General features: G+C 73.6%; 26 protein-coding genes. 11 read left to right on the plus strand and 15 right to left on the minus strand.

The window, feature by feature from the left end:
• Positions 1–66: 66 nt before the first annotated feature.
• The 3 genes from B8281_RS11450 to B8281_RS19980 all read right to left on the minus strand — a co-directional run bounded on the left by B8281_RS11450 (position 67) and on the right by B8281_RS19980 (position 2,018).
• Positions 67–1,236 (minus strand): polyprenyl synthetase family protein, encoded by a 1,170-nt coding sequence (locus B8281_RS11450; RefSeq protein WP_232322551.1) that lies wholly within the window; start codon positions 1,234–1,236, stop codon positions 67–69.
• 70 nt (positions 1,237–1,306) lie between these two features.
• Positions 1,307–1,876, minus strand: a complete 570-nt coding sequence (locus tag B8281_RS11455; protein ID WP_144723364.1) for a hypothetical protein — start codon at positions 1,874–1,876, stop codon at positions 1,307–1,309.
• Positions 1,877–1,889: 13 nt separating this feature from the next.
• Positions 1,890–2,018 carry a hypothetical protein gene (locus B8281_RS19980; RefSeq protein ID WP_255376398.1) on the minus strand — a complete coding sequence of 43 codons (129 nt, stop codon included), beginning with the start codon at positions 2,016–2,018 and terminating at the stop codon, positions 1,890–1,892.
• On the opposite strand from B8281_RS19980, the gene B8281_RS11460 reads away from it, so the two are divergent.
• The 3 genes from B8281_RS11460 (at position 2,017) to B8281_RS11470 (ending at position 5,580) form a co-directional block, all read left to right on the plus strand.
• Positions 2,017–3,207, plus strand: a complete 1,191-nt coding sequence (locus B8281_RS11460) for a DUF4192 domain-containing protein (RefSeq protein ID WP_085387769.1) — start codon at positions 2,017–2,019, stop codon at positions 3,205–3,207. The two genes, B8281_RS19980 and B8281_RS11460, sit on opposite strands and share 2 nt — an antisense overlap.
• Before the next feature lie 69 nt (positions 3,208–3,276).
• On the plus strand, positions 3,277–3,678 hold the full coding sequence (locus B8281_RS11465; RefSeq protein ID WP_085387770.1) for a universal stress protein: 402 nt from the start codon (positions 3,277–3,279) through the stop codon (positions 3,676–3,678).
• 348 nt (positions 3,679–4,026) lie between these two features.
• A complete protein-coding gene (locus B8281_RS11470; protein ID WP_085387771.1) occupies positions 4,027–5,580 on the plus strand; it encodes an RNA polymerase sigma factor in 1,554 nt (517 codons plus the stop codon).
• A 197-nt stretch (positions 5,581–5,777) separates the two neighbouring features.
• Here B8281_RS11470 and B8281_RS11475 read toward each other — a convergent pair whose 3' ends face one another.
• Complete coding sequence (locus tag B8281_RS11475; protein ID WP_021479923.1) at positions 5,778–5,990, minus strand: hypothetical protein; 213 nt, start codon at positions 5,988–5,990, stop codon at positions 5,778–5,780.
• A 200-nt stretch (positions 5,991–6,190) separates the two neighbouring features.
• Between B8281_RS11475 and B8281_RS11480 the strand changes: the two genes are divergently transcribed.
• The 5 genes from B8281_RS11480 (at position 6,191) to B8281_RS11500 (ending at position 10,529) form a co-directional block, all read left to right on the plus strand.
• The gene (locus B8281_RS11480; protein ID WP_034655589.1) at positions 6,191–8,320 is read left to right on the plus strand and encodes a type IIA DNA topoisomerase subunit B; all 2,130 of its coding nucleotides are present in this window, start codon (positions 6,191–6,193) and stop codon (positions 8,318–8,320) included.
• Between the two features lie 2 nt (positions 8,321–8,322).
• Complete coding sequence (locus tag B8281_RS11485; protein WP_085387772.1) at positions 8,323–8,967, plus strand: cation transporter; 645 nt, start codon at positions 8,323–8,325, stop codon at positions 8,965–8,967.
• A 64-nt stretch (positions 8,968–9,031) separates the two neighbouring features.
• A complete protein-coding gene (locus B8281_RS11490) occupies positions 9,032–9,505 on the plus strand; it encodes a DUF4430 domain-containing protein (RefSeq protein ID WP_034655592.1) in 474 nt (157 codons plus the stop codon).
• Entirely contained in the window at positions 9,502–10,089 is a 588-nt protein-coding gene (locus B8281_RS11495; RefSeq protein ID WP_085387773.1) for a DUF6580 family putative transport protein, read from the plus strand. The genes B8281_RS11490 and B8281_RS11495 overlap by 4 nt, the downstream gene beginning before the upstream one ends.
• A 71-nt stretch (positions 10,090–10,160) precedes the next feature.
• Positions 10,161–10,529: a DUF2200 domain-containing protein gene (locus tag B8281_RS11500; protein WP_085387774.1), complete on the plus strand. Its 369-nt coding sequence runs from the start codon at positions 10,161–10,163 to the stop codon at positions 10,527–10,529.
• A gap of 13 nt (positions 10,530–10,542) precedes the next feature.
• On the opposite strand, the gene B8281_RS11505 is transcribed toward B8281_RS11500, so the two are convergent.
• The 4 genes from B8281_RS11505 to B8281_RS11520 all read right to left on the minus strand — a co-directional run bounded on the left by B8281_RS11505 (position 10,543) and on the right by B8281_RS11520 (position 12,496).
• Positions 10,543–10,983 (minus strand): VOC family protein, encoded by a 441-nt coding sequence (locus B8281_RS11505; RefSeq protein ID WP_085387775.1) that lies wholly within the window; start codon positions 10,981–10,983, stop codon positions 10,543–10,545.
• A gap of 66 nt (positions 10,984–11,049) precedes the next feature.
• Positions 11,050–11,697 carry a dihydrofolate reductase family protein gene (locus B8281_RS11510; protein ID WP_085387776.1) on the minus strand — a complete coding sequence of 216 codons (648 nt, stop codon included), beginning with the start codon at positions 11,695–11,697 and terminating at the stop codon, positions 11,050–11,052.
• Positions 11,698–11,782: 85 nt separating this feature from the next.
• Complete coding sequence (locus B8281_RS11515) at positions 11,783–12,019, minus strand: helix-turn-helix transcriptional regulator (RefSeq protein ID WP_085387777.1); 237 nt, start codon at positions 12,017–12,019, stop codon at positions 11,783–11,785.
• Positions 12,020–12,496 (minus strand): DUF2975 domain-containing protein, encoded by a 477-nt coding sequence (locus B8281_RS11520; RefSeq protein ID WP_081599868.1) that lies wholly within the window; start codon positions 12,494–12,496, stop codon positions 12,020–12,022. It abuts the gene before it with no gap.
• Positions 12,497–12,880: 384 nt separating this feature from the next.
• On the opposite strand from B8281_RS11520, the gene B8281_RS11525 reads away from it, so the two are divergent.
• Positions 12,881–13,549 carry a hypothetical protein gene (locus tag B8281_RS11525; protein WP_085387778.1) on the plus strand — a complete coding sequence of 223 codons (669 nt, stop codon included), beginning with the start codon at positions 12,881–12,883 and terminating at the stop codon, positions 13,547–13,549.
• A gap of 47 nt (positions 13,550–13,596) precedes the next feature.
• Here B8281_RS11525 and metH read toward each other — a convergent pair whose 3' ends face one another.
• Positions 13,597–17,190, minus strand: coding sequence for a methionine synthase (metH, locus tag B8281_RS11530; RefSeq protein WP_085387779.1), 3,594 nt, complete (start codon positions 17,188–17,190; stop codon positions 13,597–13,599).
• Positions 17,191–17,311: 121 nt separating this feature from the next.
• On the opposite strand from metH, the gene B8281_RS11535 reads away from it, so the two are divergent.
• On the plus strand, positions 17,312–18,445 hold the full coding sequence (locus B8281_RS11535; protein ID WP_085388733.1) for a GNAT family N-acetyltransferase: 1,134 nt from the start codon (positions 17,312–17,314) through the stop codon (positions 18,443–18,445).
• Positions 18,446–18,464: 19 nt separating this feature from the next.
• Here the strand turns inward: B8281_RS11535 and B8281_RS11540 are convergent, their stop codons facing one another.
• The 3 genes from B8281_RS11540 to B8281_RS11550 are packed head-to-tail and all read right to left on the minus strand — an operon-like array spanning position 18,465 to position 20,312.
• Entirely contained in the window at positions 18,465–19,370 is a 906-nt protein-coding gene (locus B8281_RS11540; RefSeq protein WP_085387780.1) for a neutral zinc metallopeptidase, read from the minus strand.
• Between the two features lie 34 nt (positions 19,371–19,404).
• Entirely contained in the window at positions 19,405–19,938 is a 534-nt protein-coding gene (locus B8281_RS11545) for a hypothetical protein (RefSeq protein ID WP_051027827.1), read from the minus strand.
• A gap of 5 nt (positions 19,939–19,943) precedes the next feature.
• Positions 19,944–20,312 (minus strand): hypothetical protein, encoded by a 369-nt coding sequence (locus B8281_RS11550; protein WP_021481118.1) that lies wholly within the window; start codon positions 20,310–20,312, stop codon positions 19,944–19,946.
• Between the two features lie 247 nt (positions 20,313–20,559).
• Here B8281_RS11550 and B8281_RS11555 point away from each other — a divergent pair, with 247 nt between their 5' ends.
• Positions 20,560–22,158, plus strand: coding sequence for an ABC-F family ATP-binding cassette domain-containing protein (locus tag B8281_RS11555; RefSeq protein ID WP_085387781.1), 1,599 nt, complete (start codon positions 20,560–20,562; stop codon positions 22,156–22,158).
• Positions 22,159–22,185: 27 nt separating this feature from the next.
• Here B8281_RS11555 and B8281_RS11560 read toward each other — a convergent pair whose 3' ends face one another.
• Genes B8281_RS11560 through B8281_RS11570 form a run of 3 tightly spaced genes read right to left on the minus strand, consistent with a single transcriptional unit; the run spans position 22,186 to position 23,785 of the window.
• Positions 22,186–23,175 (minus strand): SURF1 family protein, encoded by a 990-nt coding sequence (locus tag B8281_RS11560; RefSeq protein ID WP_085387782.1) that lies wholly within the window; start codon positions 23,173–23,175, stop codon positions 22,186–22,188.
• The gene (locus B8281_RS11565) at positions 23,172–23,420 is read right to left on the minus strand and encodes a hypothetical protein (RefSeq protein WP_009863594.1); all 249 of its coding nucleotides are present in this window, start codon (positions 23,418–23,420) and stop codon (positions 23,172–23,174) included. Before B8281_RS11565 ends, B8281_RS11560 begins: the two co-directional genes overlap by 4 nt.
• Positions 23,417–23,785 carry a DUF3099 domain-containing protein gene (locus B8281_RS11570; protein ID WP_085387783.1) on the minus strand — a complete coding sequence of 123 codons (369 nt, stop codon included), beginning with the start codon at positions 23,783–23,785 and terminating at the stop codon, positions 23,417–23,419. The genes B8281_RS11565 and B8281_RS11570 overlap by 4 nt, the downstream gene beginning before the upstream one ends.
• Positions 23,786–23,860 lie beyond the last annotated feature (75 nt).

The following is a 23,860-nucleotide window of genomic DNA, read 5'->3' on the forward strand; positions in this document are numbered from 1 at the left end:
CCGCCCGCCGCCCCGATCGTCCGGGCCTGTGCCGGGCCTGTGCCGGGCCGACGGGCGGCAGTGCGGTCAGGCCGTGCGCTCGACGGCGGCGCGCGCGAGCAGCGCGAGCATCGTCGCGCCCGGCTCCGCGAGCCCGGCCCCGTCGAGGGCGGCCGCGGCGCGCTCGGTGAGCTCCGCGATGAGCGACTCGACGGCGTCGCGCGCGCCCGTCTCGACGAGGACGGCGCGCAGGTCCTCCACCGTGGTCGGGTCGAGGTCCGGGTCGCCCAGGTGCGTGAGCAGCAGCTCGCGCTGCGCGGGCGTCGCCGCGGCCAGCGCGCGCACGACGAGCACCGTGCGCTTGCCCTCGCGCAGGTCGTCGCCGGCCGGCTTGCCGGTGACCTGCGCGTCGCCGAAGACGCCGAGCACGTCGTCGCGGAGCTGGAACGCCTCGCCCACGGGCAGGCCGAACGCGCTCGTCGCGGCGACCGCGTCGTCGTCGGCACCGGCGAGCGCCGCGCCGAGCGCGATGGGGTGCTCCACGCTGTAGCGCGCGGACTTCGAGCGGATCACGGCCCGGGCCCGCTCCTCGTCGGCCGCCGGGTCCTCGCCCCACGGCAGGACCTGCGCGTGCACGTCGAGGTACTGGCCGGCCGTGACCTCCGTCTGCATACGGCCGAACACGCGTCGCGACCGCGTGGCGACCGCGGGTGCGAGGTCGTCGAGCGCGTCGCCGAGCTCCCGGTGGCTCGCGATGAGCGCGAGGTCGCCGAGCAGGATCGCGGCGTTCTCGCCGTACCGCGCGCCGTCGCCGGACCAGCCGAGGTCGCGGTGGCGCGCCGCGAAGGCGCGGTGCGCCGTCGGGCGGCCGCGCCGGGTGTCGGAGGAGTCCATGACGTCGTCGTGGAAGAGCGCCGCCGCCTGGAACAGCTCGAGCGCCGCGCCGGCGCGCAGCACCGTGGTCCGGTGCGGGCCCGCGGCGTCACCGCCGTGCGCGCGCCACGACCAGTAGCAGAACGCGGCGCGCAGGCGCTTGCCGCCCGCGAGCAGCTCCTGCGTCGCGTCGGCGAGCAGGTCCGTGTCCGGGTGGGTCCCGGCGAGCTCGGCGCGCAGCGCCGCGGTCGAGGCGTGCAGGGCGTCGTCGACGCCGGTGCGCACCCCCTCGCGGTCGACGAGCGCGGCGGGGCTCGGGTCGGTGAGGTCCTCGGACGCCTGGGGAGGGACGGAGGGCGAGGTCGGCAGCGACGGGTTGGGCACGGGGGCAGCCTATGCGGAGCGAGCGCCACCCTGCCCGCCCGGTCTGGTGGCGGTCGGGCGGCGCGGCACCTCAGCCGGCGGCGACCTGGCCGCTGATCGTCACGAGGCGTTCCGTCTCGTCGTCGAAGACGCCGACGGCGACCGACTCGGTCGGGGCCTCGGGCGCCGTCGTGCGGACGAACGTGGTGAGCGAGGTGAGCGCGCTCGGCACGGTCGACGGCGACACCGCGAAACCGGCCACGCCCAGCGTGTCGGTGTAGTAGGCGGTGAGCGCCTCGACCGTGTCCGTGGAGCGCAGGTTCAGCGTGACGTCCACGAGCGCGCCGTCCTGCGACGGCCGCGCCGAGCTCGCGAGCACCTCGGCGCCCGGCGCCACCGGGACGAGCGCGGCGGGGAACCCCTCCACCAGGTCCCCGACCGCCGAGGCGGCGTCGTAGTCGGGCAGCGGCGTGCCCGGCGCGCCGGAGTCGGCGTCCGGCGCCGGTTGCTCCTCCCGGGGTGCCGCGGCGCCCTGCACGTCGCCCAGGTCCGCCTGGCACCCCGCGAGCGTCGAGCCCAGCACGGCCGCGACGAGGACGACGGCGGCCCGGCCGGCGGGGGAGAGCGCCGGGTGCGCGGCGGCGCGGGTTCGTGGTGGCACGCGCACACCGTAGTCACCCGCGCGTGCGCGAGCCACCACCGAGGTCGGGGGCCGACCACAGCCCCGGGTGCCCGCCCCGCGTCGTCCACAGCCGGGCGGCGGGCGCCCCGCACGCCGCCCCGACCGACTGGGATGGGCGCATGACGACCCTCATCCGGGCCCAGGGCCCGCGCGAGCTCCTCGCCTACGTCCCCTTCCGGCTCGGCTACCGACCGCAGGACAGCGTCGTCCTCGTGGGGCTGCGGCCACCGCGCGGCCGCATCGGTCTCGTCGTGCGCGTCGACGTCGCCGACGCGGCGGACGTCGAGCACGGGCCGCAGCTCGCGCGGTCCGTCGTGGGGCACCTCGCGGCCGACGGCGCACGCCGCGTCGTGCTCGTCGTCTACTCCGACGCGCCGCTGCGCGCGGCGGGCGTCGCGGCCGCGCGGGTGCGGGCCGCCGTCGAGCACTGCCGCGAGGCCGCCGAGCCGCACCACGGGCCCGTCGAGGCGTGGGTCGTGTCGTCGACGGGCTGGTACGCGCTCGACTGCACCGAGGACGACTGCTGCCCGCCGGAGGGAAGGTCGCTGCGCGAGCTCGAGTCGAGCGAGGTCGGCGCGCACATGGTGCTGTCCGGGGCGGCGCTCGCGGACTCGCGCGAGGAGGCGCTGCGGATCCCGCCCGCGGGCGCGGACGCGCGGCGCCGTGCGGCGCGCGCGGCACGGCGGGTGCGCGACCGCGCCCGGTCCGTGGCGGCCGGCGACGACGTCGCGTCCCGGGTCGCGGCGCGGGTCTCCGCCCTCGCGCTGTGGCGGACCGCGGTCGCGCAGGTCGTCGCCCGCGACCGGGCGCGGGACGGCGGGCCGGTCGACGACGGCGCCGGTGCCGCGGTGCCCGCCGCGACGGTCCTCGGGCGCCTGGCCGCGGGCCTCGAGTCGGTCCCCGTGCGCGACGCCGTGCTCCTCTCCCTCGTGCCGGGGACCGACGACCTGCCGGACCGCACGGTGCGGGGCGGCGACGTGGACGCCGGGACGGGCCGCGCCATCGCGGCCGTCGTGGACCCAGGCGCGGGCCTCGCGCCCGACCCGGCGGTCACCGGACCGGCGAGGGCCGTGCTGGAGGGCGTGGTCGCCCACGCGCCGCGCGGGAGCACCGCGCCCGCGCTGACGCTCCTGGCGCTCGTGGCCTGGTGGCACGGCGACGGCGGCCGGGCCCGTCGGCGGCTGGCCGAGGCGCTCGCGGAGGACCCGACGTACCGGCTCGCGCTGCTGCTCGCGAGCGCGCTCGACGCCGGGGTCCCGCCGGGCTGGGTCCGCGCGGACGCGTGCGCCGACACGCACGACGTCGGGTAGGTTCGACGCAACACGACCTGCGGTCGCCCCCGCGGCCGGCCGCACCCACGAGCCGTCTCCGGAGGACACATGAGCGTCGTCGTCGCGCACCTGAGCACGCCCGAGGGTCGCGAGGCTCTCGACAGCGCGGCCACCGAGGCCGTCCGGCGCGGCACCGACCTCGTCGTCGTCGTGACCGAGGCCTCCATGGCGACTCCCGAGCTCGTCGCCGCGCACGAGGACGACCTGCGACGCGTGGAGGCACGCCTCGAGGGGACGGGCACGACGCTGCGCCGCGAGCAGGGCTCGTCGGACCTCGCGGACGACCTCGTGGGCGCCGCGGAGCGGTCGTCGGCGGACCTCATCGTCATCGGGCTGCGTCGGCGCAGCCCCGTGGGCAAGCTCATCCTCGGCTCGAACGCCCAGCGCATCCTGCTCGACGCGCCCTGCCCCGTGCTTGCCGTCAAGCCCGAGCGGCCCGCCGGCGTCTGAGCCGCCGCGCGTCGGCGCGCGGACGTGGATCCCTGCGGTCCGGCGCGCGGTGGGCGCCGGGTGAGGGCCAGGGTGGGCGGGGGAATCTTCCAGGGTCCCGACCCGTTGTACACGTCACGAACCGGGTGACGAACGTCGTGACGACGTGGTGCGCCGGGCCGTCGGGAGGCGGTCAGGTCCGACATCACCCCGTGTCGCGGCGTCCGGCGCACGGATCGCCGGTACAATATAGGTAGTCCGCCAGAGCCCGACGACTCACCGTGAGAGTCCAGAGCAGCCCGCACTTCACGGTTCACGTCCCCGCTCCGGCGGCCCTACCGCCCCCCATGATTGCCGAAAGGTCGGTTTGTGGCGCCCTCAACCCCGATTTCCGCACTCCCGCGAGAGTTCGAGCACCCCGCCCTGCAGGAGCTCCTGCGGCGCGGCAGCGCGAACGGTCGCGTCGACGCCGAGAGCTTCCGCACCGCGTGCGAGCAGGCTGCCGTCAACGACGCCAAGCGGCTGAAGGCGGTCTTCCGCGCGCTCGCGGGCGCCGGCGTCGAGGTCGACATCCCGACCACGACGAAGGTGGCCGCGGCGGCTTCCCCGCGCAGCACGACGACGGCGCGCACCAAGCCCGCCGCGACGAAGTCCGCGTCGGCGACCAAGCGCACGACCACGACGAAGGCCGCCCCGGCGGCCGACGCCGAGGGTGCGGAGACCCCGTCGACCGGCCCCGCGAAGCCCGCCGCCCGCAAGACCGCGGCCAAGGCCCCCGCCAAGTCCAAGGCGACGCCCGCGCGCGCCAAGAAGAAGGACGACGACGAGGACGACGCCGAGGTCGAGATCGAGGACCTCGAGATCGACGTGACCGAGGACGAGGAGGCTGCGGAGCCGGGCGCCAAGAAGGCTGCCGCCGCCGCGCCGAGCGACGAGCCCGAGGAGACCGGCTTCGTCGTCTCCGACGCGGACGAGGACGACGCCCCGGTCCAGCAGGTCGTGACCGCGGGCGCGACGGCCGACCCGGTCAAGGACTACCTCAAGCAGATCGGCAAGGTCGCGCTGCTGAACGCGGAGCAGGAGGTCGAGCTCGCGAAGCGGATCGAGGCCGGTCTGTTCGCGGAGGAGAAGCTCGCGGCCGAGGGCGACGACCTGGACCGCAAGCTCAAGCGTGAGCTGCAGTGGATCGCGCACGACGGCAAGCGGGCGAAGAACCACCTGCTGGAGGCGAACCTGCGTCTGGTGGTGTCGCTGGCCAAGCGGTACACGGGTCGCGGCATGCTGTTCCTGGACCTGATCCAGGAGGGCAACCTCGGTCTGATCCGTGCGGTCGAGAAGTTCGACTACACCAAGGGCTACAAGTTCTCGACGTACGCGACGTGGTGGATCCGGCAGGCGATCACGCGAGCGATGGCAGACCAGGCGCGCACCATCCGTATCCCGGTGCACATGGTCGAGGTCATCAACAAGCTCGCGCGCGTGCAGCGTCAGATGCTGCAGGACCTGGGCCGGGAGCCCACGCCCGAGGAGCTCGCCAAGGAGCTCGACATGACCCCGGAGAAGGTCGTCGAGGTCCAGAAGTACGGCCGCGAGCCCATCTCGCTGCACACGCCGCTCGGCGAGGACGGCGACTCCGAGTTCGGCGACCTCATCGAGGACTCCGAGGCCATCGTCCCGGCGGACGCGGTGAGCTTCACGCTCCTGCAGGAGCAGCTGCACCAGGTGCTCGACACGCTGAGCGAGCGCGAGGCGGGCGTCGTCTCCATGCGGTTCGGCCTCTCGGACGGCCAGCCCAAGACGCTCGACGAGATCGGCAAGGTCTACGGCGTGACGCGTGAGCGCATCCGTCAGATCGAGTCGAAGACCATGTCGAAGCTGCGCCACCCGAGCCGCTCGCAGGTGCTGCGCGACTACCTCGACTGACGCGTCGCGGTGGGCGGCCGGTGGCACCACCGACCGCCCGCCGCCGTCGCACGACGAAGGCCCCGAGGAGATCTCCTCGGGGCCTTCGTCGTGTCTGAGGTCTGTCTCTGAGGTGGTCGTCGCGGGGGACCGGGCGGTGGAGCCGGTCCCCGCGGTCGTGCGCTCCTGGCGCGGGACGTGCTCGGCGGACCGGCGCGTCAGCGCGCGCCGTGCTCCGCGAGCAGCTTGTCGGTCTCGTCCTGGATGGACGTCGCGAGGTCGGTGTAGGCATCCGCGTGCGCCCGCGCGTGGTGGCCGCAGAACAGCAGCTCGCCGCTCGGCAGGACCACACGGACGTACGCCTGGGCCCCGCAGCGGTCGCAGCGGTCGGCCGCGGTCAGCGGTTCGGTGGTGGTCGTCGTAGCAGTCACATGAACATCAAACCATCCCCTCCTGAGGTTTCGTCCCGGGGGAGCGCCGGGTTCGCTACCCGCGAAGCGCGCTCACCCGCGCCGTGGCCTCCCATCGGCATCCCGCCGGATCCCGCCGCATCCCGCCGGATCGCGCGGCGTCCGCGGCAGCGCGGCGGGGCAGCACCGCGCTGTGGGCGCCCTCGTCTAGGCTTGCCGCCGTGACGACCACCTCCGCTGAGTCCAGCTACACCGCTCGGCACCTGTCCGTGCTCGAGGGCCTCGAGGCCGTGCGCAAGCGCCCGGGCATGTACATCGGCACGACCGACTCGCGCGGTCTCATGCACTGCCTCTGGGAGATCATCGACAACTCGGTCGACGAGGCGCTCGCGGGCAACTGCTCGAAGATCCGGGTCGTGCTGCACGCCGACAGCTCCGTGACGGTCGAGGACGACGGTCGCGGCATCCCCGTCGACATCGAGCCGAAGACGGGCCTGTCCGGCGTCGAGGTCGTCTTCACCAAGCTCCACGCGGGCGGCAAGTTCGGCGGCGGGTCGTACACGGCGTCGGGCGGCCTGCACGGTGTCGGCGCGTCCGTCGTCAACGCGCTGTCCTCGCGTCTCGACGTCGAGGTCGACCGCGGCGGCAAGACGCACCGCATGACCTTCCACCGCGGCGAGCCCGGCGTGTTCAGCGACCCGAAGACGGGCCCGACGCCGGACGCCCCGTTCGAGCCGTTCGTGTCCGGGTCCGAGCTCGCGGTCGTCGGGAAGACGAAGCGCGGCGTCACCGGCACGCGCGTCCGCTACTGGGCGGACCGCCAGATCTTCCTCAAGACGGCCGTCTTCTCCTACGACGAGCTCGTCACGCGCGTGCGCCAGACGACGTTCCTCGTCCCCGGTCTCGAGATCACGGTGCGCGACGAGCGCGGCGTGCCGGGGACGCCGGGGGAGTCCGGGCCGCACGAGGAGACGTTCGTGCACACGGGCGGGTCGGTCGACTTCGTCGACTTCCTCGCGCCGGACACCCCCGTCACCGCGACGTGGCGCCTCACGGGCTCGGGCTCGTTCACGGAGACCGTCCCGGTGCTCGACGACCGGGGTCACATGACCCCGCAGGCGGTGCAGCGCGACTGCGAGGTCGACGTCGCGCTGCGCTGGGGCACCGGCTACGAGACCGAGGTCCGCAGCTTCGTCAACATCATCGCCACGCCCAAGGGCGGTTCCCACCTCGGCGGCTTCGAGCAGGGTCTGCTCAAGGTGCTGCGCAAGGCGGTCGAGACGAACGCGCGCCGCCTCAAGGTGTCGACGAAGGACGCGTCCGAGCGCATCGAGAAGGACGACGTGCTCGCCGGCCTGACGGCCGTCGTCACCGTGCGCCTCGCCGAGCCGCAGTTCGAGGGCCAGACGAAGGAGGTCCTCGGCACGGCGCCGGTGCGCGGCATCGTGGCGCGCGTCGTCGAGAAGGAGCTGAACGCCCTCCTCACCTCCACCAAGCGCGACGAGAAGACGCAGGCCGCGCTGCTGCTCGACAAGGTCGTCGCCGAGATGCGCGCGCGCATCACCGCGCGCAAGCAGAAGGAGATCTCGCGGCGCAAGAACGCGCTCGAGACGTCGTCCCTGCCGGCCAAGCTCGTCGACTGCCGCAGCGACGACGTCGAGCGCAGCGAGCTGTTCATCGTCGAGGGCGACAGCGCGCTCGGCACCGCGCGCCTCGCGCGCAGCTCCGACTTCCAGGCGCTGCTGCCCATCCGCGGCAAGATCCTCAACGTGCAGAAGGCGTCCGTGAGCGACATGCTGCGCAACGCCGAGTGCACCGCGATCATCCAGGTGCTCGGCGCCGGGTCGGGGCGGTCGTTCGACCTCGAGGCCGCGCGCTACGGCAAGATCGTGCTCATGACGGACGCCGACGTCGACGGCGCCCACATCCGCACCCTGCTGCTCACGCTCTTCTACCGGTACATGAAGCCGCTCGTCGAGGCGGGCCGCGTCTTCGCTGCCGTGCCGCCGCTGCACCGCATCGAGGTCATCGGCGCCGGGCGCCGCAAGAACGAGTACATCTACACGTACTCCGAGGCCGAGCTCGCCGCGACGCTCAAGAAGCTCGACAAGGCCGGCCGCCGCTACAAGGACGACATCCAGCGGTACAAGGGCCTGGGGGAGATGGACGCCGACCAGCTCGCCGAGACGACGATGGACCCGCGCCACCGCACCCTGCGTCGCGTCACGGCCGAGCACGCCGAGGCGGCGGAGCGCGTGTTCGAGCTGCTCATGGGCAGCGACGTCGCGCCGCGCAAGGAGTTCATCGTCGCCGGCGCGGCCGAGCTGGACCACGCCCGCATCGACGTCTGACGATGTCCGCCGGGCGGGACGCGCGACGGGCGGGCGACCCCGACCTGGTCGGGCTGCTGCGGCGCACCGTCCTGCTGGTCGCGGGGCTCAACCTCGCGTACTTCGTCGTCGAGCTCACCGTCGCGCTCGCGGCGGGTTCGGTGTCGCTGCTCGCCGACAGCGTGGACTTCCTCGAGGACACCGCGATCAACCTGCTCATCGCCGTCGCGCTGGGCTTCCCGCTCGCGCGGCGCGCGGTCCTGGGCAAGGCGCTGGCGCTGCTCATCCTTGTCCCCGCGCTGTTCGCGGCGTGGGAGGTCGTGCGCCGGTTCGGCGACCCGCCCGCACCCGAGGTGCTGCCGATCGTCCTCGCCTCGCTCGGCGCGGTCGTGGTCAACGGGGTGTGCGCGTGGCTCCTCGTCCGCGTCCGCCACCACGGCGGGTCGCTGAGCCGTGCGGCGTTCCTGTCGGCGCGCAACGACGTGCTCGTCAACGTCGCCGTCATCGCGATGGGGCTGGTGACCGCGTGGACCGGGTCCGGCTGGCCGGACATCGTCCTGGGGTGCGGGATCATCCTCCTCGCGGGCCACTCCGCGTACGAGGTGTGGGAGGTCAGCGAGGAGGAGCGGCTGGCGGCCAAGGCCGTCGCGGGCGAGGAGATCGGGTGAGGGGCCGTCGTCCGACAGGCGGGCGACCCGGCGCGAGCCGGGCGGCGCTCCGTACGCTGACGATGTGACCCTCCGAACGCTTCGCGCCACGTCCGCGCGCCCGCTCACCGCCCTGACCGCCGTCCTGCTCACCGCGGGCCTGCTGGCCGGGTGCTCGTCCGCCGACGAGCCCGCCGCCGACACCACGTCGACCTCCACGGCGACCGCGGGCGAGGAGTCGAGCGCCCCGGCCGACGACACGACGGACGAGGCGCCCGACGACGAGTCCGGCGACGACGAGGACGCGCCCGAGCTCTCGTACGAAGGGCGCGAGGGCGCGACGGCCCTCGACCTGCTCCTCGAGGCGGACCCGTCCGCCCAGGTGACCGGTGAGGGCGAGAACGCGTTCGTCACGGCGATCGACGGCGTCGCCGCCGACCCGGACAGCGAGTTCTGGGCCCTGTACGTGAACGACGAGATGGCTACCGTGGGAGCAGGCTCCCTCGAGACGAAGGACGGGGACGAGATCACGTGGAAGCTCGAGACGTTCACCTCGTGACGCGCTCGGAGAGCACGGCGCTGCGCTGGTGGCGCCCGGCGCTCGTCGTCACGCTCGCGGCGCTCGCCGTCGTCTGGCGGCTCGTGCGCGCCGACCTCGGTGCACCCCCGAACCTCGAGCTCGTCACCGCGGCGACGTTCGCGGCGACCATCCTGCTGCGCTCGCGGTGGGCGTTCGTCGTGCCGCTCGCGGTGACGGTCGTGTCCGACGTCGTGCTCGGCAACACGGCGATCGCGCTGTTCACGTGGAGCGCGTGGCTCGTCGTCGGGCTGGGCTCGCTGCTCGCGCGGGACACGACCGGCTGGCGCCGCGTCGGCGCGGGCGCGGCGTTCGGCGTCGCGGGCTCGCTGTGGTTCTTCGCGTGGACGAACTTCGGCGTCTGGCTGCAGGGCCGCGGCGTCTGGTACCCGGCCGGAGCGGACGGGCTCGTCGCGAGCTACGTCGCGGGTCTGCCGTTCCTGCGCACCATGCTGCTCGGCAACCTCGTGCTCGTGCCGCTGGTCGCGGCCGGGACGCTGCTCGTGGACCGGCTCGAGGCGTCGCACGGGATGGTCGGCGCCCACGCCGTCCCTGCCGCCCGGTAGCGTGGTTCGTGCCGGAGGGCCGCACGGGCCGAGCCGGTGACGGGCGCAGCCGAGGCAGGAGGAGGCCATCCATGGCGGGACACCGGATCTTCGGGACGAGCTTCGCGAGCATCTACCCGCTCTACGTGACCAAGGTGGAGCGCAAGGGGCGCACGACGGACGAGCTCGACCAGGTCGTCGGCTGGCTCACCGGCTACGACGACGCCGGCCTCGCGCAGGCGATCGCCGACGAGATCACGCTCGAGGAGTTCTTCGACCGGGCGCCCGCGTGGAACCCGAACGCCTCGCTCATCACCGGGGTGATCTGCGGCGTCCGCGTCGAGGACATCGAGGACCCGCTGATGCAGAAGGTCCGCTACCTCGACAAGCTCGTCGACGAGGTCGCGCGCGGCAAGAAGATGTCGTCGATCCTGCGCGGCGAGGCGGCCACCGCCTTTTAGCGGCGCCTGTGGCTCACCCGAGCTCTTCCGCGAGCCCGACGATGATGCCGCCGGGTCCCCGCAGGTAGCAGAGGCGGTACGCGTCCTCGAAGCGCACGATCTCCCGCAGCACCGCCCCGCCGTGGCGGGCGAGGCGCTCGACCGTGTCGTCGAGGTCGTCCACGGCGAACATCACCCGGTGCAGGCCGACGACGTTCGGCGGGGCGGTGCCGAGCCCCAGGTCGAGCGGCGCCGGCGCGTGGTACCGCGTGAGCTCCAGCCGCCCGGGGCCGCCGGGGACGCGCATCATCGCGATCTCCGAGCGCAGGTCGTCGAGCCCGACGACGCGCTCCGCCCACCGTCCCTCGATCGTCATCCGGTTCTCGAGCTCCATCCCGAGCTCGGCGAAGAACGCGACGGCCGCGTCGGGGTCGTCGACGACGACGGCCACGTTGTCGAGGCGCTGGATCGCCACGGGTGCCTCCTGAGGTGCTGGGGACGGCGGGTCGTCCGGGGTGCTGGTCCGGCGCCGAGCAGGGCGTCAGCCGTCCTGCCCGACGCCGCGTCCCGGCTCGCTCATGTCGCCCGTCCCGGGTGTGCCGTCCGCGAGGCCGTAGCGCAGCAGGACCGTGCCGGTCGGGCTGGGCGACGGCGGTTCGAGGAGCGTGAGGTTGGTGGGGACTGCGCCGCCGTCGAACACGGTCTTGCCCGCGCCGAGCACGATGGGGTGCACCCACAGGTCGAGGCGGTCGAACAGCCTCTCGCGCAGCAGCGTCTGCACCAGGTCGAGGCTGCCCACGACCTTGACGTGCTCGTGCCGGTCGCGCACCTCGCGCACCGCGGCGGGCAGGTCCGGGTAGAGCAGCGTCGACCCGGCCCACGACAGGTCCGGCGTGCCGCGCGACGCGACGTACTTGGGGATGCGGTTGAACAGGGCCGCGAAGTCGTCGTCCTGCCCGCCCTCCTGGAACGGCCAGTACGACGCGAAGATGTCGTACGTGCGGCGCCCGAGCAGCAGCGCGTCCGTGCCCTCGTACGCCGCAGCGATCTGCTCGCCCGCGACGTCGTCGAGCAGCGGCGCCTGCCACCCGCCGAACGCGAACCCGCCCTCCGAGTCCTCCTCCGGCCCGCCGGGCGCCTGCCCGACGAGGTCGAGGGTCGTGAACAGCTCGATCTCGATGCTTCCCATGGCTCGGCTCCCGCGGCGTCGTGGTCTCGGTCACGGGTAAGACGTCGTCCGGTCGCCGAACTCATCGACGCGGCGGCCGGGCGGGTCAGGTGGCGGGCGGTCCTGCGTCGTCGGGCTCGTCCGGGACCCACCGCAGGACGTCTCCGGGCTGGCACCCGAGGACGCGGCAGACGGCGTCCAGCGTCGAGAAGCGCACGGCCTTCGCGCGCCCGTTCTTCAGGACGGCGACGTTCGCCGGCGTGATGCCGACCGCGGCGGCGAAGTCGCCGACGGACATCTGCCTCCGCGGCAGGAGGACGTCGAGGTCGATGACGATCGGCACCTAGATCACCGCGGCCAGCTCGCGGCGGTCGGCGGTCGCGGCGCGGAGCAGCGCGCGCAGCACCACGACGAGCAGGGCCAGCGCGCCCCCGCCCACGAGCGAGCCGAGGAGGCCGAGGAGCACGAGCGGCCCGCCGAGCTGCGCCCCGAACGTCAGGTGACCGAACACCGTCGCGGCGAGGATCGCGACCGTGACCACGCACCCGATCACCACGGTGACCGAGCGCAGCGCGCGCGGGTCGAACACCTCGTCGCGGGCGGCGAGGCCGAGCAGGCGCCACACCGCCACGAGGGCGACCTCGACCGCGAGCAGCGCCAGCACGGCCAGCACGGAGTACGGGACCACGAGGCTGCGGACCTCCGGGTACTGCGCCCCGACCTCGGCCGCGAGGAGGGGGGCGAGGAACATCGACAGCGCGGTGCCGAGGACCACGAGGACGAGGAGCGCTCGTGTGCACGCGACGAGGGGAGGTCTCATCTATCGATTGTCGATAGATGAGACGGCCCTGTCAATGACCGAGGCACGACCCGTTGCGCGAAGGGGGAAGCGCGCGGCCGGGCGGTATCCGCTGTACCCGTCCGCCGGCGGCGTCGGCCCCGGGTGCTCTCTCGTCCGCGGAGCGGTCGATCAGCCGAGTCACAGCGTGGCGTCCCAAGATCCTGCGGATCCTGGCCTGTGGATAACGGGTGCCCTCGCCGTCGCGGCGTCTACCGTCCGGTCCAGGAGCCCACGACCAGGAGGATCATCATGCTCGACCAGCATGAGCGCACGTGCCAGCACGAGCGAACGACCGCGGTCCCTCGCACGGGGCACCGTTCCCGTACTCGCCTCGCCACGCGTCGGAGAGCCACCGTCGGTCGCGTGCTCTCGGGACTCGGGGTCGCCGTCGTCCTCACGGTCGTTCCCGGCTGCGCGCTGCCCTTCGTCGAGACCGACGACGGCGCGACCCCTGCGGCGGCGGTGACGCCCCAGAGCGAGGGCGAGCCGGCGACCCCCTCCGGGGCCGGGTACAAGATCGTCTCGGGCCAGCCGGTGCGGACGCACTGCTGGTCCTACGAGGGTCCGAAGGCGTTCGTGAACAACGTCTCCTCGGACCAGGAGGAACACTGCCACGGTGCCCTCGAGCTCTGGGGCGAGGTCGTCGACGGGGCGGTGGTGCCCACGGGCGTCGGGGCGGTCTACGGGCAGGTGTCGGTCGAACCGGTGCGGGTCGCGACGTCCGAGGCGTGGGGGGTCGGGACCGATCTCGGGGGAGCGGTCGACCTCCTCGCGGACTCGTACTTCGCCGAGAACGGCAGCATGCTCAACCTGCACGAGGCGACCACCCTCGACGGCGTTCCGGCGAACATCACCCGGGTCGAGGGGACCTTCGAGGAGACGCGGACGAAGGCCTTCATCACCGCCTTCGCACCTGAGCGGTTCGCGTCGGGCACGGACGAGGTCCAGTTCTTCGTGATCGCGATCGTCACCCCCTACGACAACGGCGACGAGCTCATCGAGCAGGTCACGGGCACGTGGACGTGGTCCTGACGCTGCTCCCCGGTCGCCCCGGAAGGACGCCCCGCGGCTGGCGATCGTCAGACGCTGAAGTACTTGGCCTCGGGGTGATGGAACACAAAACAATCCGTCGACTGCTCCGGGTGGAGCTGGAGCTCCGCGGAGAGCTCGACGCCCACACGCTCGGGCCGCAGGAGCTCGACGACCTTCGTCCGGTCCTCCATGTCCGGGCAGGCGGGGTACCCGAGCGAGAAGCGGGCGCCGCGGTACTCGAGCTTGAACATGCCCTCGACCTCGGTCGGGTCCTCGTCGGCGAACCCGAGCTCGGCGCGCACGCGCGAGTGCCACATCTCGGCGAGCGCCTCGGTGAGCTGCACCGACAGGCCATGGAGCTCCATGTACTCGCGGTAGTGGTTCCCCGCGAAGAGCTTCGCGGTGTGCTGGTCCACGCTCGCTCCCATGGTGACGAGCTGGACGGGCAGCACGTCGTACCGGCCCGTCTCCTCGACCCACGACCGCGGCTTGACGAAGTCGGCGAGGCACAGGTGCCGGTCGCGGCGCTGGCGCGGGAACGTGAAGCGCAGCCGCTCTGTCCCGGGCTCGCCGCCCGACCCGCCGTCGGGCGCGCCGATGCCCGCGAGCCCGGCGCCGTGGTGCGCGACGACGACGTCGTCGCCCTCCGACCACACCGGGAAGTACCCGTACACGACCGACGGGTCGACGACGCCCTCGGTGCGGATCCGCTCGTACCAGGCGTTGAGGCGCGGGCGCCCCTCGGTCTCGACGAGCTCCTCGTACGACGCTCCGTCGTCACCCCGGCCGGGCTTGAGCCCCCACTGGCCCATGAACGTCGCGCGCTGGTCGAGGAACGCCGCGTACTCCGCGAGTTGGACGCCCTTGACGAGACGCGTGCCCCAGAACGGGGGAGCCGGCACCGGGTTGTCGGCCGCGACGTCGGACCGCGCGGGCAGGTCCTCGACGGGCGTCTCGGTCACGGTGACCACGGCGTGGCGGCGCTTCTTCAGCGCGGGCAGCCCGACGTCGTCGGGCGACTCGCCGCGCGCGACGCGCACGAGCGGCTCCATGAGGCGCAGGCCTTCGAACGCGTCGCGCGCGTACCGGACGACGCCCGGGAACTGGCCCGCGAGGTCGTCCTCGACGTACGTGCGGGTGAGCGCCGCGCCACCGAGCAGGACCGGCCAGCGGCCGGCGAGCCCGCGCGACGTGAGCTCCGCGAGGTTCTCCTTCATCACGACGGTGGACTTCACGAGCAGCCCGGACATGCCGATGACGTCGGCGTCGTGCTCCTCGGCGGCCTCGATCATCGCGGAGATCGGCTGCTTGATGCCGATGTTGACGACCGTGTAGCCGTTGTTGGTGAGGATGATGTCGACGAGGTTCTTGCCGATGTCGTGCACGTCGCCGCGCACGGTCGCGAGCACGATCGTGCCCTTGGAGCCGCTCGAGCCCTCGATCTTCTCCATGTGCGGCTCGAGGTAGGCGACCGCGGTCTTCATGACCTCGGCGGACTGCAGCACGAACGGGAGCTGCATCTCGCCGCGTCCGAACAGGTCGCCCACGACCTTCATGCCCTCGAGCAGGTGGTCGTTGACGATCTCGAGCGCCTTGATCCCGGACGCCATCGCCGCGTCGAGGTCCTCCTCGAGACCCTTGCGCGCGCCGTCGACGATCCGCCGCTCCAGCCGCTCGCCGACGGGCAGCGCCGCGAGCTCCGCCGCGCGCTGGTCCTTGAGCGCCGCCGAGTCCACGCCGTCGAACAGCTCGAGCAGCCGGGCGAGCGGGTCGTGCACGAGGTTCCCCTCGTCGTCGTACCGCCGCCGGTCCCACACGAGGTCGAGTGCGGCCTCGCGCTGCTCGGCGGGGATCTGCGCGAGCGGCAGGATCTTCGCGGCGTGGACGATCGCGGAGTCCAGCCCCGCCTCGACCGCCTCGTGGAGGAAGACCGAGTTGAGCACGGTGCGCGCGGCGGGGTTGAGGCCGAACGACACGTTCGACACCCCGAGCGTCGTGTGGATGCCGGGGTAGCGGCGCGTGATCTCGCGGATCGCCTCGATCGTCTCGATCGCGTCGCGACGCGTCTCCTCCTGGCCCGTGGCGATGGGGAACGTCAGGGCGTCGACGATGATGTCGTCGACCCGCATGCCCCAGTCACGCGTGAGCGTCTCGACGAGCCGCGTGGCGATCTCCACCTTGCCCGACGCGGTGCGCGCCTGGCCCTCCTCGTCGATCGTCAGCGCGACGACGGCCGCCCCGTGCTCGACCACGTGCGGCATGATCCGTGCGAATCGCGACGTCGGCCCGTCGCCGTCCTCGAAGTTCACCGAGTTCACGACGGCGCGCCCGCCCACGAGCTCGAGGCCCGCCGCGATGACCTCGGGCTCCGTCGAGTCGATGACGAGCGGGAGCGTCGACGCGCTCGCGAGACGCGAGACGACCTGCTGCACGTCCGCGACGCCGTCGCGCCCCACGTAGTCGATGCACACGTCGAGCAGGTGCGCGCCGTCGCGCGTCTGGGCGCGCGCGATCTCGACGCACTCGTCCCAGTTCTCCGCGAGCATCGCCTCGCGGAACGCCTTCGACCCGTTCGCGTTCGTGCGCTCGCCGATCGCGAGGAACGACGCGTCCTGGTGCAGGTCGGTGTGCGAGTACAGGCTCGCGACGCCGTTCTCGCGCTCCGGCTGGCGCACGACGACCGGACGCGCGCGCACCGCCTCGACGACGCGGCGCAGGTGCTCGGGCGTCGTGCCGCAGCAGCCGCCCACGAGGCCCAGACCGAACTCGGTGACGAACTGGGTGTGCGCCGCCGCGAGCTCGTCCGGCGTCAGCGGGTACGTCGCCCCGTTCGGGCCGAGCACCGGCAGGCCCGCGTTGGGCATGCACGTCACGGGGATCTCCGCGTGCCGCGACAGGTGCCGCAGGTGCTCGCTCATCTCGGCCGGGCCGGTCGCGCAGTTGAGACCGACCGCGTCGACGCCGAGCGCCTGGAGCGTGGTCAGCGCGGCCCCGATCTCGGAGCCCATGAGCATCGTGCCCGTGGTCTCGACCGTCACCTGGACGATCACGGGCACCTCGCGCCCGACGTCGCGCATCGCGTTCCGCGACCCCGTCACCGCGGCCTTCGCCTGGAGCAGGTCCTGGCTCGTCTCGACGAGGATCGCGTCGGCCCCGCCCTCCAGGAGGCCCGCGGCCTGCTCGGCGAACGTGTCGCGCAGGTGCGCGTACGTCGTGTGCCCGAGGCTCGGCAGCTTGGTCCCGGGCCCCATCGAGCCGAGCACCCAGCGCGGGTGGTCGGCGGTCGCGTGGGCGTCCGCGCGCTCGCGCGCGATCCGTGCCCCGGCTGCGGCGAGCTCGCGGATCCGGTCGTCGATGTCGTAGTCCGACAGGTTGGACCAGTTGGCGCCGAACGTGTTCGTCTCGATCGCGTCCACCCCGACCTCGAGGTACGCGTCGTGCACCGCGGCGATGATGTCGGGTCGCGAGACGTTGAGGATCTCGTTGCAGCCCTCGAGCCCCTGGTAGTCCTCGAGCGTCGGGTCCTGCTCCTGGATCATCGTGCCCATCGCGCCGTCCGCGACGACGACGCGCGTGCGCAGCGCCTCCGCGAGGGCCCGGGAGCGGGCGTCGGCTAGATCCTGAGGAACGACGGTCGGCATGCTCGCAGCGTAGATCGCGTGCGGCAGGGCACGGGGAGCCGTCTCAGCGGGCCGACGCGTCGCGCGGACGTCCTGGGAAAAGCACGTGCCCGATGGCGCGGGCCCCCCTACCGTGGTCGCCATGTCCTCTCCCTCGACGGCCGACCGCGCCGAGGCGGCGCCCTCGACGCTCGCCCCGATCGCCGAGCGCGCTGCCGCGCCCTCGACCCTGCCGCCGGTGACCGCGGGCGGGCTCACGTGGCGCCCCGCCACGCCCGCCGACGCGCCGGCCCTGCTCACCCTGCGCAACGACATCGCGGAGGTGGACGACGAGCCGTACCGCGAGACGCTCGCGGAGATCGAGGAGATCTTCACCGCGCCGTGGCGCGACGTCGCGGCCGACTCGATCGTCGGCGTCGACACCGACGGGACGCTGCGCGCCTACGGGATGGTCGACACCAACCCCGGGGACGCGCGCACCGTGCGGGCGTTCCTCGGCGGCGGCGTCCACCCGACCCACCGGGGGCGCGGGATCGGACGCGAGGTGCTCGCCTGGCAGGTGGCACGCGCCCGGCAGGTGCTCGCCGCGAGCGGCAAGGAGCTGCCCGCGCGGCTCGCCGTCTTCGGGGAGGACACCGACCCGCCCGAGAAGGCGCGGCTCTACGCGCGGTTCGGGTTCGTCGCCCGCCGCTTCTACTCCGACCTGCGCCGCGACCTCGCGGCCCCGGTGCCCGACGTCCCGCTCGACGGTTCCCTGCGCGTCGTCCCGTGGTCCGCCGAGCTCGACGAGGCGACGCGCCTCGCGCACAACGACGCCTTCCGCGACCACTGGGGGAGCGAGCCCCGCACCGCCGAGGCGTGGACGCACGGGCGCAGCGAGTTCGCGCCCCAGTGGTCGTTCCTCGTGGTCGACGACGCGCCCGACGTCGACGCGCTCCTCGCCGACCCGGCCACCGACCCCGAGACCGCCGCCGCGCTGCGCGCCGGCGAGCCGCTCGTCGTCGGCTACGAGATGGCGGGCCGGTACGACGAGGACTTCCCCGTGCGGGGGTACACCTTCGGGTATACCGAGCTCCTCGGCGTCCGGCGCGCGTACCGGGGCCGCCGCGTCGCCGTCGCGGCGCTCGCGGCCGCGATGCGCGCGTTCGCGGCGGACGGCATGCAGTACGCCGCGCTCGACGTCGACACGGAGAACCCGTCCGGCGCGCACGGCCTCTACGCGAGCCTCGGCTACGAGAAGGTCACCGGCTCGCGCATGTACTCGATCGAGCTCTGAGCGAGCTCGGCCAGAGCGGTCACAGCGTCGAGGCGGAGAGCGCGTCGCAGTCCTGGAGCGTGCCGCCCTCGTAGCCGGTCGTGAACCAGCGCTGGCGCTGCTCGCTCGACCCGTGGGTCCAGCCCTCGGGGTTCACCTGGCCGGTCGCGGCCTCCTGGATGCGGTCGTCGCCGACGGCGGACGCCGCGGACAGCGCGTCGTCCAGCTGCTGCTTGGTGATCGGTGCGAGGAACGTCACGCCGGTGTCCGGGTCGACGGTGGTCGCCGCGTGGCCCGCCCACATGCCGGCGAGGCAGTCGGCCATGAGCTCGATGCGCACGGAGTCGGACTCAGGGCCCGTGCCCTGCCGGTCCGCCGAGTCCATGGCGCCGGTCAGCTGCTCGATGTGGTGCCCGAACTCGTGCGCGACGACGTACATCTCCGCGAGGCCGCCGTCGTTCGCACCGAAGCGGTTCGTCAGGTCGTCGTAGAAGCCGAGGTCGATGTACACCGTCTGGTCGGGCGGGCAGTAGAACGGCCCGACGGCGCTCGTCGCCGCGCCGCACCCCGTCGAGACCTGCCCGGTGAAGCTCACGACCTCCGGCAGCGCGTACTCGACGCCGGCCTGCTGGGGGAGGGCCTCGGTCCAGTAGGCGTCGAGCGACTGGACGGTGCCGTTGAGCCGGCACTCGCGCGTCGTGTTCGCCTGCTCGGCGGTGCACGTGTCGATGTACTCCTGCTGGCCGTCGCCGTACGCGCCGGAGTCCGACCCGTCGCCGCCGGTCAGCGCGCTGAGGTCGACGCCCGTCTGGTTGCCGACGAACGCGATGAGCAGCGCGACGAGCACCGCGCCGATCCCGCCGCCCGCGATCATCGGGCCGCGCCCGCGGCCGCCACCCTTGCGGACGCGTCCGCCCTCGAACGATCCGCCCTCCTGGAATGTCACAGGGGAACGCTACCCCCGGGCGCGGTCGCAGGCCTCAGAAGCGGACCAGCGCGCGCAGTACCCGCGCGAGCAGGTCGTGGTCGCCGCGGTGCTCGTGCCGCTCGACGGGCCCGACGACGGGCGCCGGCGGCTCGCGACGCGGCAGCGTGCCGGGGTCGTCGCCGGGTGCCTCGGCAACGGTCTCGGCCAGGTAGGTGTCGACGAAGTCGACGAGGAATCGCTCGACGCGGCGGCCCGTGAGGGCGATGTTCCAGTCCGTCGGGCCCACGAGGATGACCGACAGGTCCTGCCCCAGCAGGTAGACGAAGACGCACGCCTCGGCGGTGTTGAGGATGCAGCGCGCCGAGCTGCCCGGGACGGCCGGGCCCTGGGTGAGGGCCGCGGCGACGGCCCGCGCCACCTCGACGACCGGGCCGGGAGAGGGGCCGGCACTGCCGAGGACCCGGCCACCGGGACCGAGGGCGAGCACGTGCGCCTCGTGGTCGAGGGCGTCGTCGATGCCCCGCAGCACGTCCACCACGCTGCGGGGGGCGACCCGCCCGCGCTGGTCGAGGGCGTCCGCGACCACGGGCGTCAGAGCGACAGCGACTCGTCGAGCTGGGCCAGGCCGCGGCGCGCGAGCGCGAGGTTCGCCCGTCCGCGCTCGAGCACGAGGTAGGAGAAGGTGCCCCGCAGGCTCTCGCGCTGCGACAGGCGGATGAGGTGGTACTGGCGGCCGAGCGTGATGAGGATGTCCTCGATGCCGTCCTCGAGCCCGAGCTGCTCGATCGCCCGGAGCTTCGCGCGGATGACCTCGGTGTTCGCCGCGGCGGCGAGCTCGAGGTCGAACGGGGCGGCCTGCTTCTGGACCAGGGCCAGGCCGCTGCTGTAGTCGACGACCGCGATCGCGATCGCCCCGTCCAGCTCGAGGACCTTGCTCAGTGCTGCTTCGGCGTTGCTCAACGTGCTCTCCTTGCTCGGGTCCCCCCGCCATCTCCTCGGCGGTCCGGGACGTCCGGAGGCTAGCACGATGGGCTGATTGTCCCGTTCTGTTCCCTGCGTGTGGGACCGCCGTGGGGCGGTCCGGGGGGCGTCGAGAGAAAGACCGCGCGGGAGCGGGCGCGCGGCCCGTAGAATCGTCGGGCCCCGTCGATCGGATCGCCCCACCAGGCTGGATCCACCGGGGTCACCCTTCGGAGAGGACCTGCACGTGATCACCGCCCACGGCGTCGAGCTGCGCGTCGGCGCCCGCGTCCTGCTGCACGAGGCGACGTTCCAGATCGCCGCGGGCGACCGGATCGGCCTCGTCGGCCGCAACGGCGCCGGCAAGACGACCCTGACCAAGACCCTCGCGGGCGAGACCCAGCCTACGGCGGGCAAGATCACGCGCGGCAACGACATCGGCTACCTGCCCCAGGACCCGCGCACCGGCGACCTCGACGTCATCGCGCTCGACCGGGTCCTCTCGGCACGCAACCTCGACAAGATCGTGCGCCAGATGCGCGAGACCGAGGGCGCGATGGCGAGCGCGGACGCGGAGACCCACGAGGCCGCGATGGAGCGCTACCCCAAGCTCGAGGCGCGGTTCCTCGCGGCCGGCGGGTACGCGGCCGAGAGCGAGGCGCACCGCATCACGAGCAACCTCGGTCTCGACGACCGCGTGCTCGGGCAGCCGCTGAGCACGCTGTCCGGTGGCCAGCGCCGCCGCATCGAGCTCGCGCGCATCCTCTTCTCCGGCGTCGACACGCTGCTCCTCGACGAGCCGACGAACCACCTCGACGCCGACTCGATCGTCTGGCTGCGCGACTACCTCAAGTCGTACAGCGGCGGCTTCGTCGTGATCTCGCACGACGTCGAGCTGCTGCGCGCGACGGTGAACAAGGTGTTCCACCTGGACGCCAACCGCGGCGAGCTCGACCAGTACAACCTCGGCTGGGACGCCTACCTCGCGCAGCGCGAGTCCGACGAGCGCCGTCGTCGTCGCGAGCGGCAGAACGCCGAGAAGAAGGCGGGCGCGCTCCTCGCCCAGGGCGAGAAGATGCGCGCCAAGGCCACCAAGGCCGTCGCCGCGCAGCAGATGATGCGCCGCGCCGAGAAGATGCTCGCCGGCATCGAGGGCGAGCGCCAGAGCGACAAGGTCGCGAAGCTGCGCTTCCCGAAGCCCGCACCGTGCGGCCGCACGCCGCTCACCGCGAGCGGGCTGTCCAAGGCCTACGGCTCGCAGGAGGTCTTCGCGGGCGTCGACCTCGCGATCGACCGCGGCAGCCGCGTCGTCGTGCTCGGCCTCAACGGCGCCGGCAAGACGACGCTCCTGCGCATCCTCGGCGGCGTCGAGCAGCCGGACACGGGCGAGGTGCACCCGGGCCACGGCCTGAAGATCGGCTACTACGCCCAGGAGCACGACACGCTCGACATGGACGCGACCGTCGTCGAGAACCTGCGCCACGCGGCGCCCGACCTCACGGACACGCAGGTGCGCTCGGTGCTCGGGTCGTTCCTGTTCTCCGGCGACGACGCGGACAAGCCGACGAACGTGCTGTCCGGCGGGGAGAAGACGCGCCTCGCGCTCGCGACGCTCGTCGTCTCGGCGGCGAACGTGCTGCTCCTCGACGAGCCGACGAACAACCTCGACCCCGCGTCGCGCGCCGAGATCCTGGGGGCGCTCAAGACGTACGAGGGCGCGGTCGTCATGGTCACGCACGACGACGGCGCGGTCGAGGCGCTCGAGCCCGAGCGCGTCCTCCTGCTGCCCGACGGCGACGAGGACCTGTGGAGCGACGAGTACGCGGACCTCGTCTCGCTGGCCTGACCGGGCCGCTCGTCGCCGGGACCGGGGCTACCGCGGGGCGGGCCCCTGCCGGGCGTCGAGCTGCGCGTCGATGAGCGCGTCCTCCTCGTCCTCGGCGCTCGGACGGCGTGAGCGCGGCTCCCGCCGGGCCCGCGCGGCGTCCGGGTCCTGGGCCGCGAGGAGGTCGCCGGCGGTGAGCGTGGTCTCCTCCCCGCGCGCGTCGCGCCGGTCGCGGCGCACGAGGAGCCAGAAGCCGGCGACCGCGCCGAGGGCGAACACCGCCCACTGGAACGCGTACGACAGGTGCGAGCCGGGGTCGGTGTCCGGCTTCGGGAGCGCCTCCAGGGTCTGCGCCGCGGTCGGCACCTCGGTGCGCAGCTGCCCGTAGGCCCCGACCGTGCGGCCCTCGGCCCAGCCGCCGCCGTCCGGGCCGGCGGCGAGGACCTGGTCCGTCGCGATGGCCTGCACCTGGCCCGCGGGCGCGTCCCGGCCCGACGGCGGCTCGTCGCCGCGCAGCGTCACGGTCGCCTCGACGTCGCCCGCGGGGGGCGGAGGCACGTCCCCGGGCGTGACGGCGTCGGTCCCCAGCGGCACGAACCCGCGGTCCACCACGACGACGAGCCCGTCCGGGGCGGACGGCGTGGGGTTCGTCACGAACGGGACGAGCACGTGGAAGCCGGGGCTGCCGCCCACCGGGCGGTTGCGCAGCAGGACCGTGGCGTCCGTCTCGTAGCGCCCCTCGAGGGTCACCGGCCGCCAGAGGTCGGCCTCGTCGAGCTCGGCACCCGGGGCGGGCAGCACGTCCTCCACCGGGACCGGGTCAGACGTGTAGTTCGCCTCGATGCGCTCGATCTCGGCGTCGCGCGAGACGTAGCGGTTCCACTGCCAGCGGCCCGCGACGAGGCACAGCGCGACGAGGACGAGGACCCCGACCGCGAGCGTCGCCCACTGGCGCGGGGTGCGCGGCTGGTGGGCGTCCGCGGTGGCGCGCTGCGGCGTCGGGCCCGCGGGGACCTGCGGTGGTGCGGCCTGCGTCACGGGGCCGCCCGGCGCTCGAGCTCGTCGACCGGCACCGTCGAGCGCCAGAACGAGCGGGCGCCGAGGAACGTCTCCAGGTGCTCCCGGTGCGCGTCGCACGCGAGCCACACCTTGCGCCGCTCGGGCGTGTGGATCTTGGGGTTGTTCCACAGCAGGCCCCACGCGGCGGCCTCCTGGCAGCCCTTGGCGCTGCACACCAGCTCGTCCTCGCCGACAGGGTCGGCGAGGCCCAGGACGTCGGTCACCGGCGGTCCTCCTCGTCGTCGTGCGGCTCGCGGGGCTCGGCGCCCCCGATGCCGTGGCTCCCGGGCGCACCCGCCGTGGGCAGCACGCGGTGCTCCATGGGGGAGGTGTCGTAGTGCGCCTGGTCGCGGCCCGCGTTGGCGACGAGCACCGCGCTGTACGGCAGCACGACCGCGCCGACGGCGAGGACCCACGTCACCCAGCTGCCCTGCGCCAGGATGGCGCCGAAGATGCACACGAGCCGGATGCCCATCTGGATCAGGTACTTGCGCTCCCGGCGCGCCTGGTCCGCGGCGAGCGGTTCCGGTGCGGCGGTGATGCTCGGGACCGCCTCGGCCGACCTCCGGGCGGCGCGTCGTGTGGTCACCCGTCCAGTCTACGTTTGTCGGGACCCCACAAAGTGTGGGGGAGCGGTGTGACCTGGCCGCACCGCGCACCGCGG

Origin of the sequence: Cellulosimicrobium sp. TH-20 (assembly GCF_002105775.1) — a bacterium.
In the GTDB taxonomy this organism is placed as follows: Bacteria; Actinomycetota; Actinomycetes; order Actinomycetales; family Cellulomonadaceae; genus Cellulosimicrobium; species Cellulosimicrobium funkei.

Excerpts from the sequence above, each read along its gene's own strand:
- B8281_RS11460 (WP_085387769.1), top strand. The coding sequence starts at position 2,017 with ATGACGACCCTCATCCGGGCCCAGGGCCCGCGCGAGCTCCTCGCCTAC.
- B8281_RS19980 (WP_255376398.1), bottom strand. The coding sequence starts at position 2,018 with ATGCGCCCATCCCAGTCGGTCGGGGCGGCGTGCGGGGCGCCCGCCGCC.
- B8281_RS11465 (WP_085387770.1), top strand. The coding sequence starts at position 3,277 with ATGAGCGTCGTCGTCGCGCACCTGAGCACGCCCGAGGGTCGCGAGGCT.
- B8281_RS11485 (WP_085387772.1), top strand. The coding sequence starts at position 8,323 with ATGTCCGCCGGGCGGGACGCGCGACGGGCGGGCGACCCCGACCTGGTC.
- B8281_RS11500 (WP_085387774.1), top strand. The coding sequence starts at position 10,161 with ATGGCGGGACACCGGATCTTCGGGACGAGCTTCGCGAGCATCTACCCG.
- B8281_RS11510 (WP_085387776.1), bottom strand. The coding sequence starts at position 11,697 with ATGGGAAGCATCGAGATCGAGCTGTTCACGACCCTCGACCTCGTCGGG.
- B8281_RS11520 (WP_081599868.1), bottom strand. The coding sequence starts at position 12,496 with ATGAGACCTCCCCTCGTCGCGTGCACACGAGCGCTCCTCGTCCTCGTG.
- metH (WP_085387779.1), bottom strand. The coding sequence starts at position 17,190 with ATGCCGACCGTCGTTCCTCAGGATCTAGCCGACGCCCGCTCCCGGGCC.
- B8281_RS11535 (WP_085388733.1), top strand. The coding sequence starts at position 17,312 with ATGTCCTCTCCCTCGACGGCCGACCGCGCCGAGGCGGCGCCCTCGACG.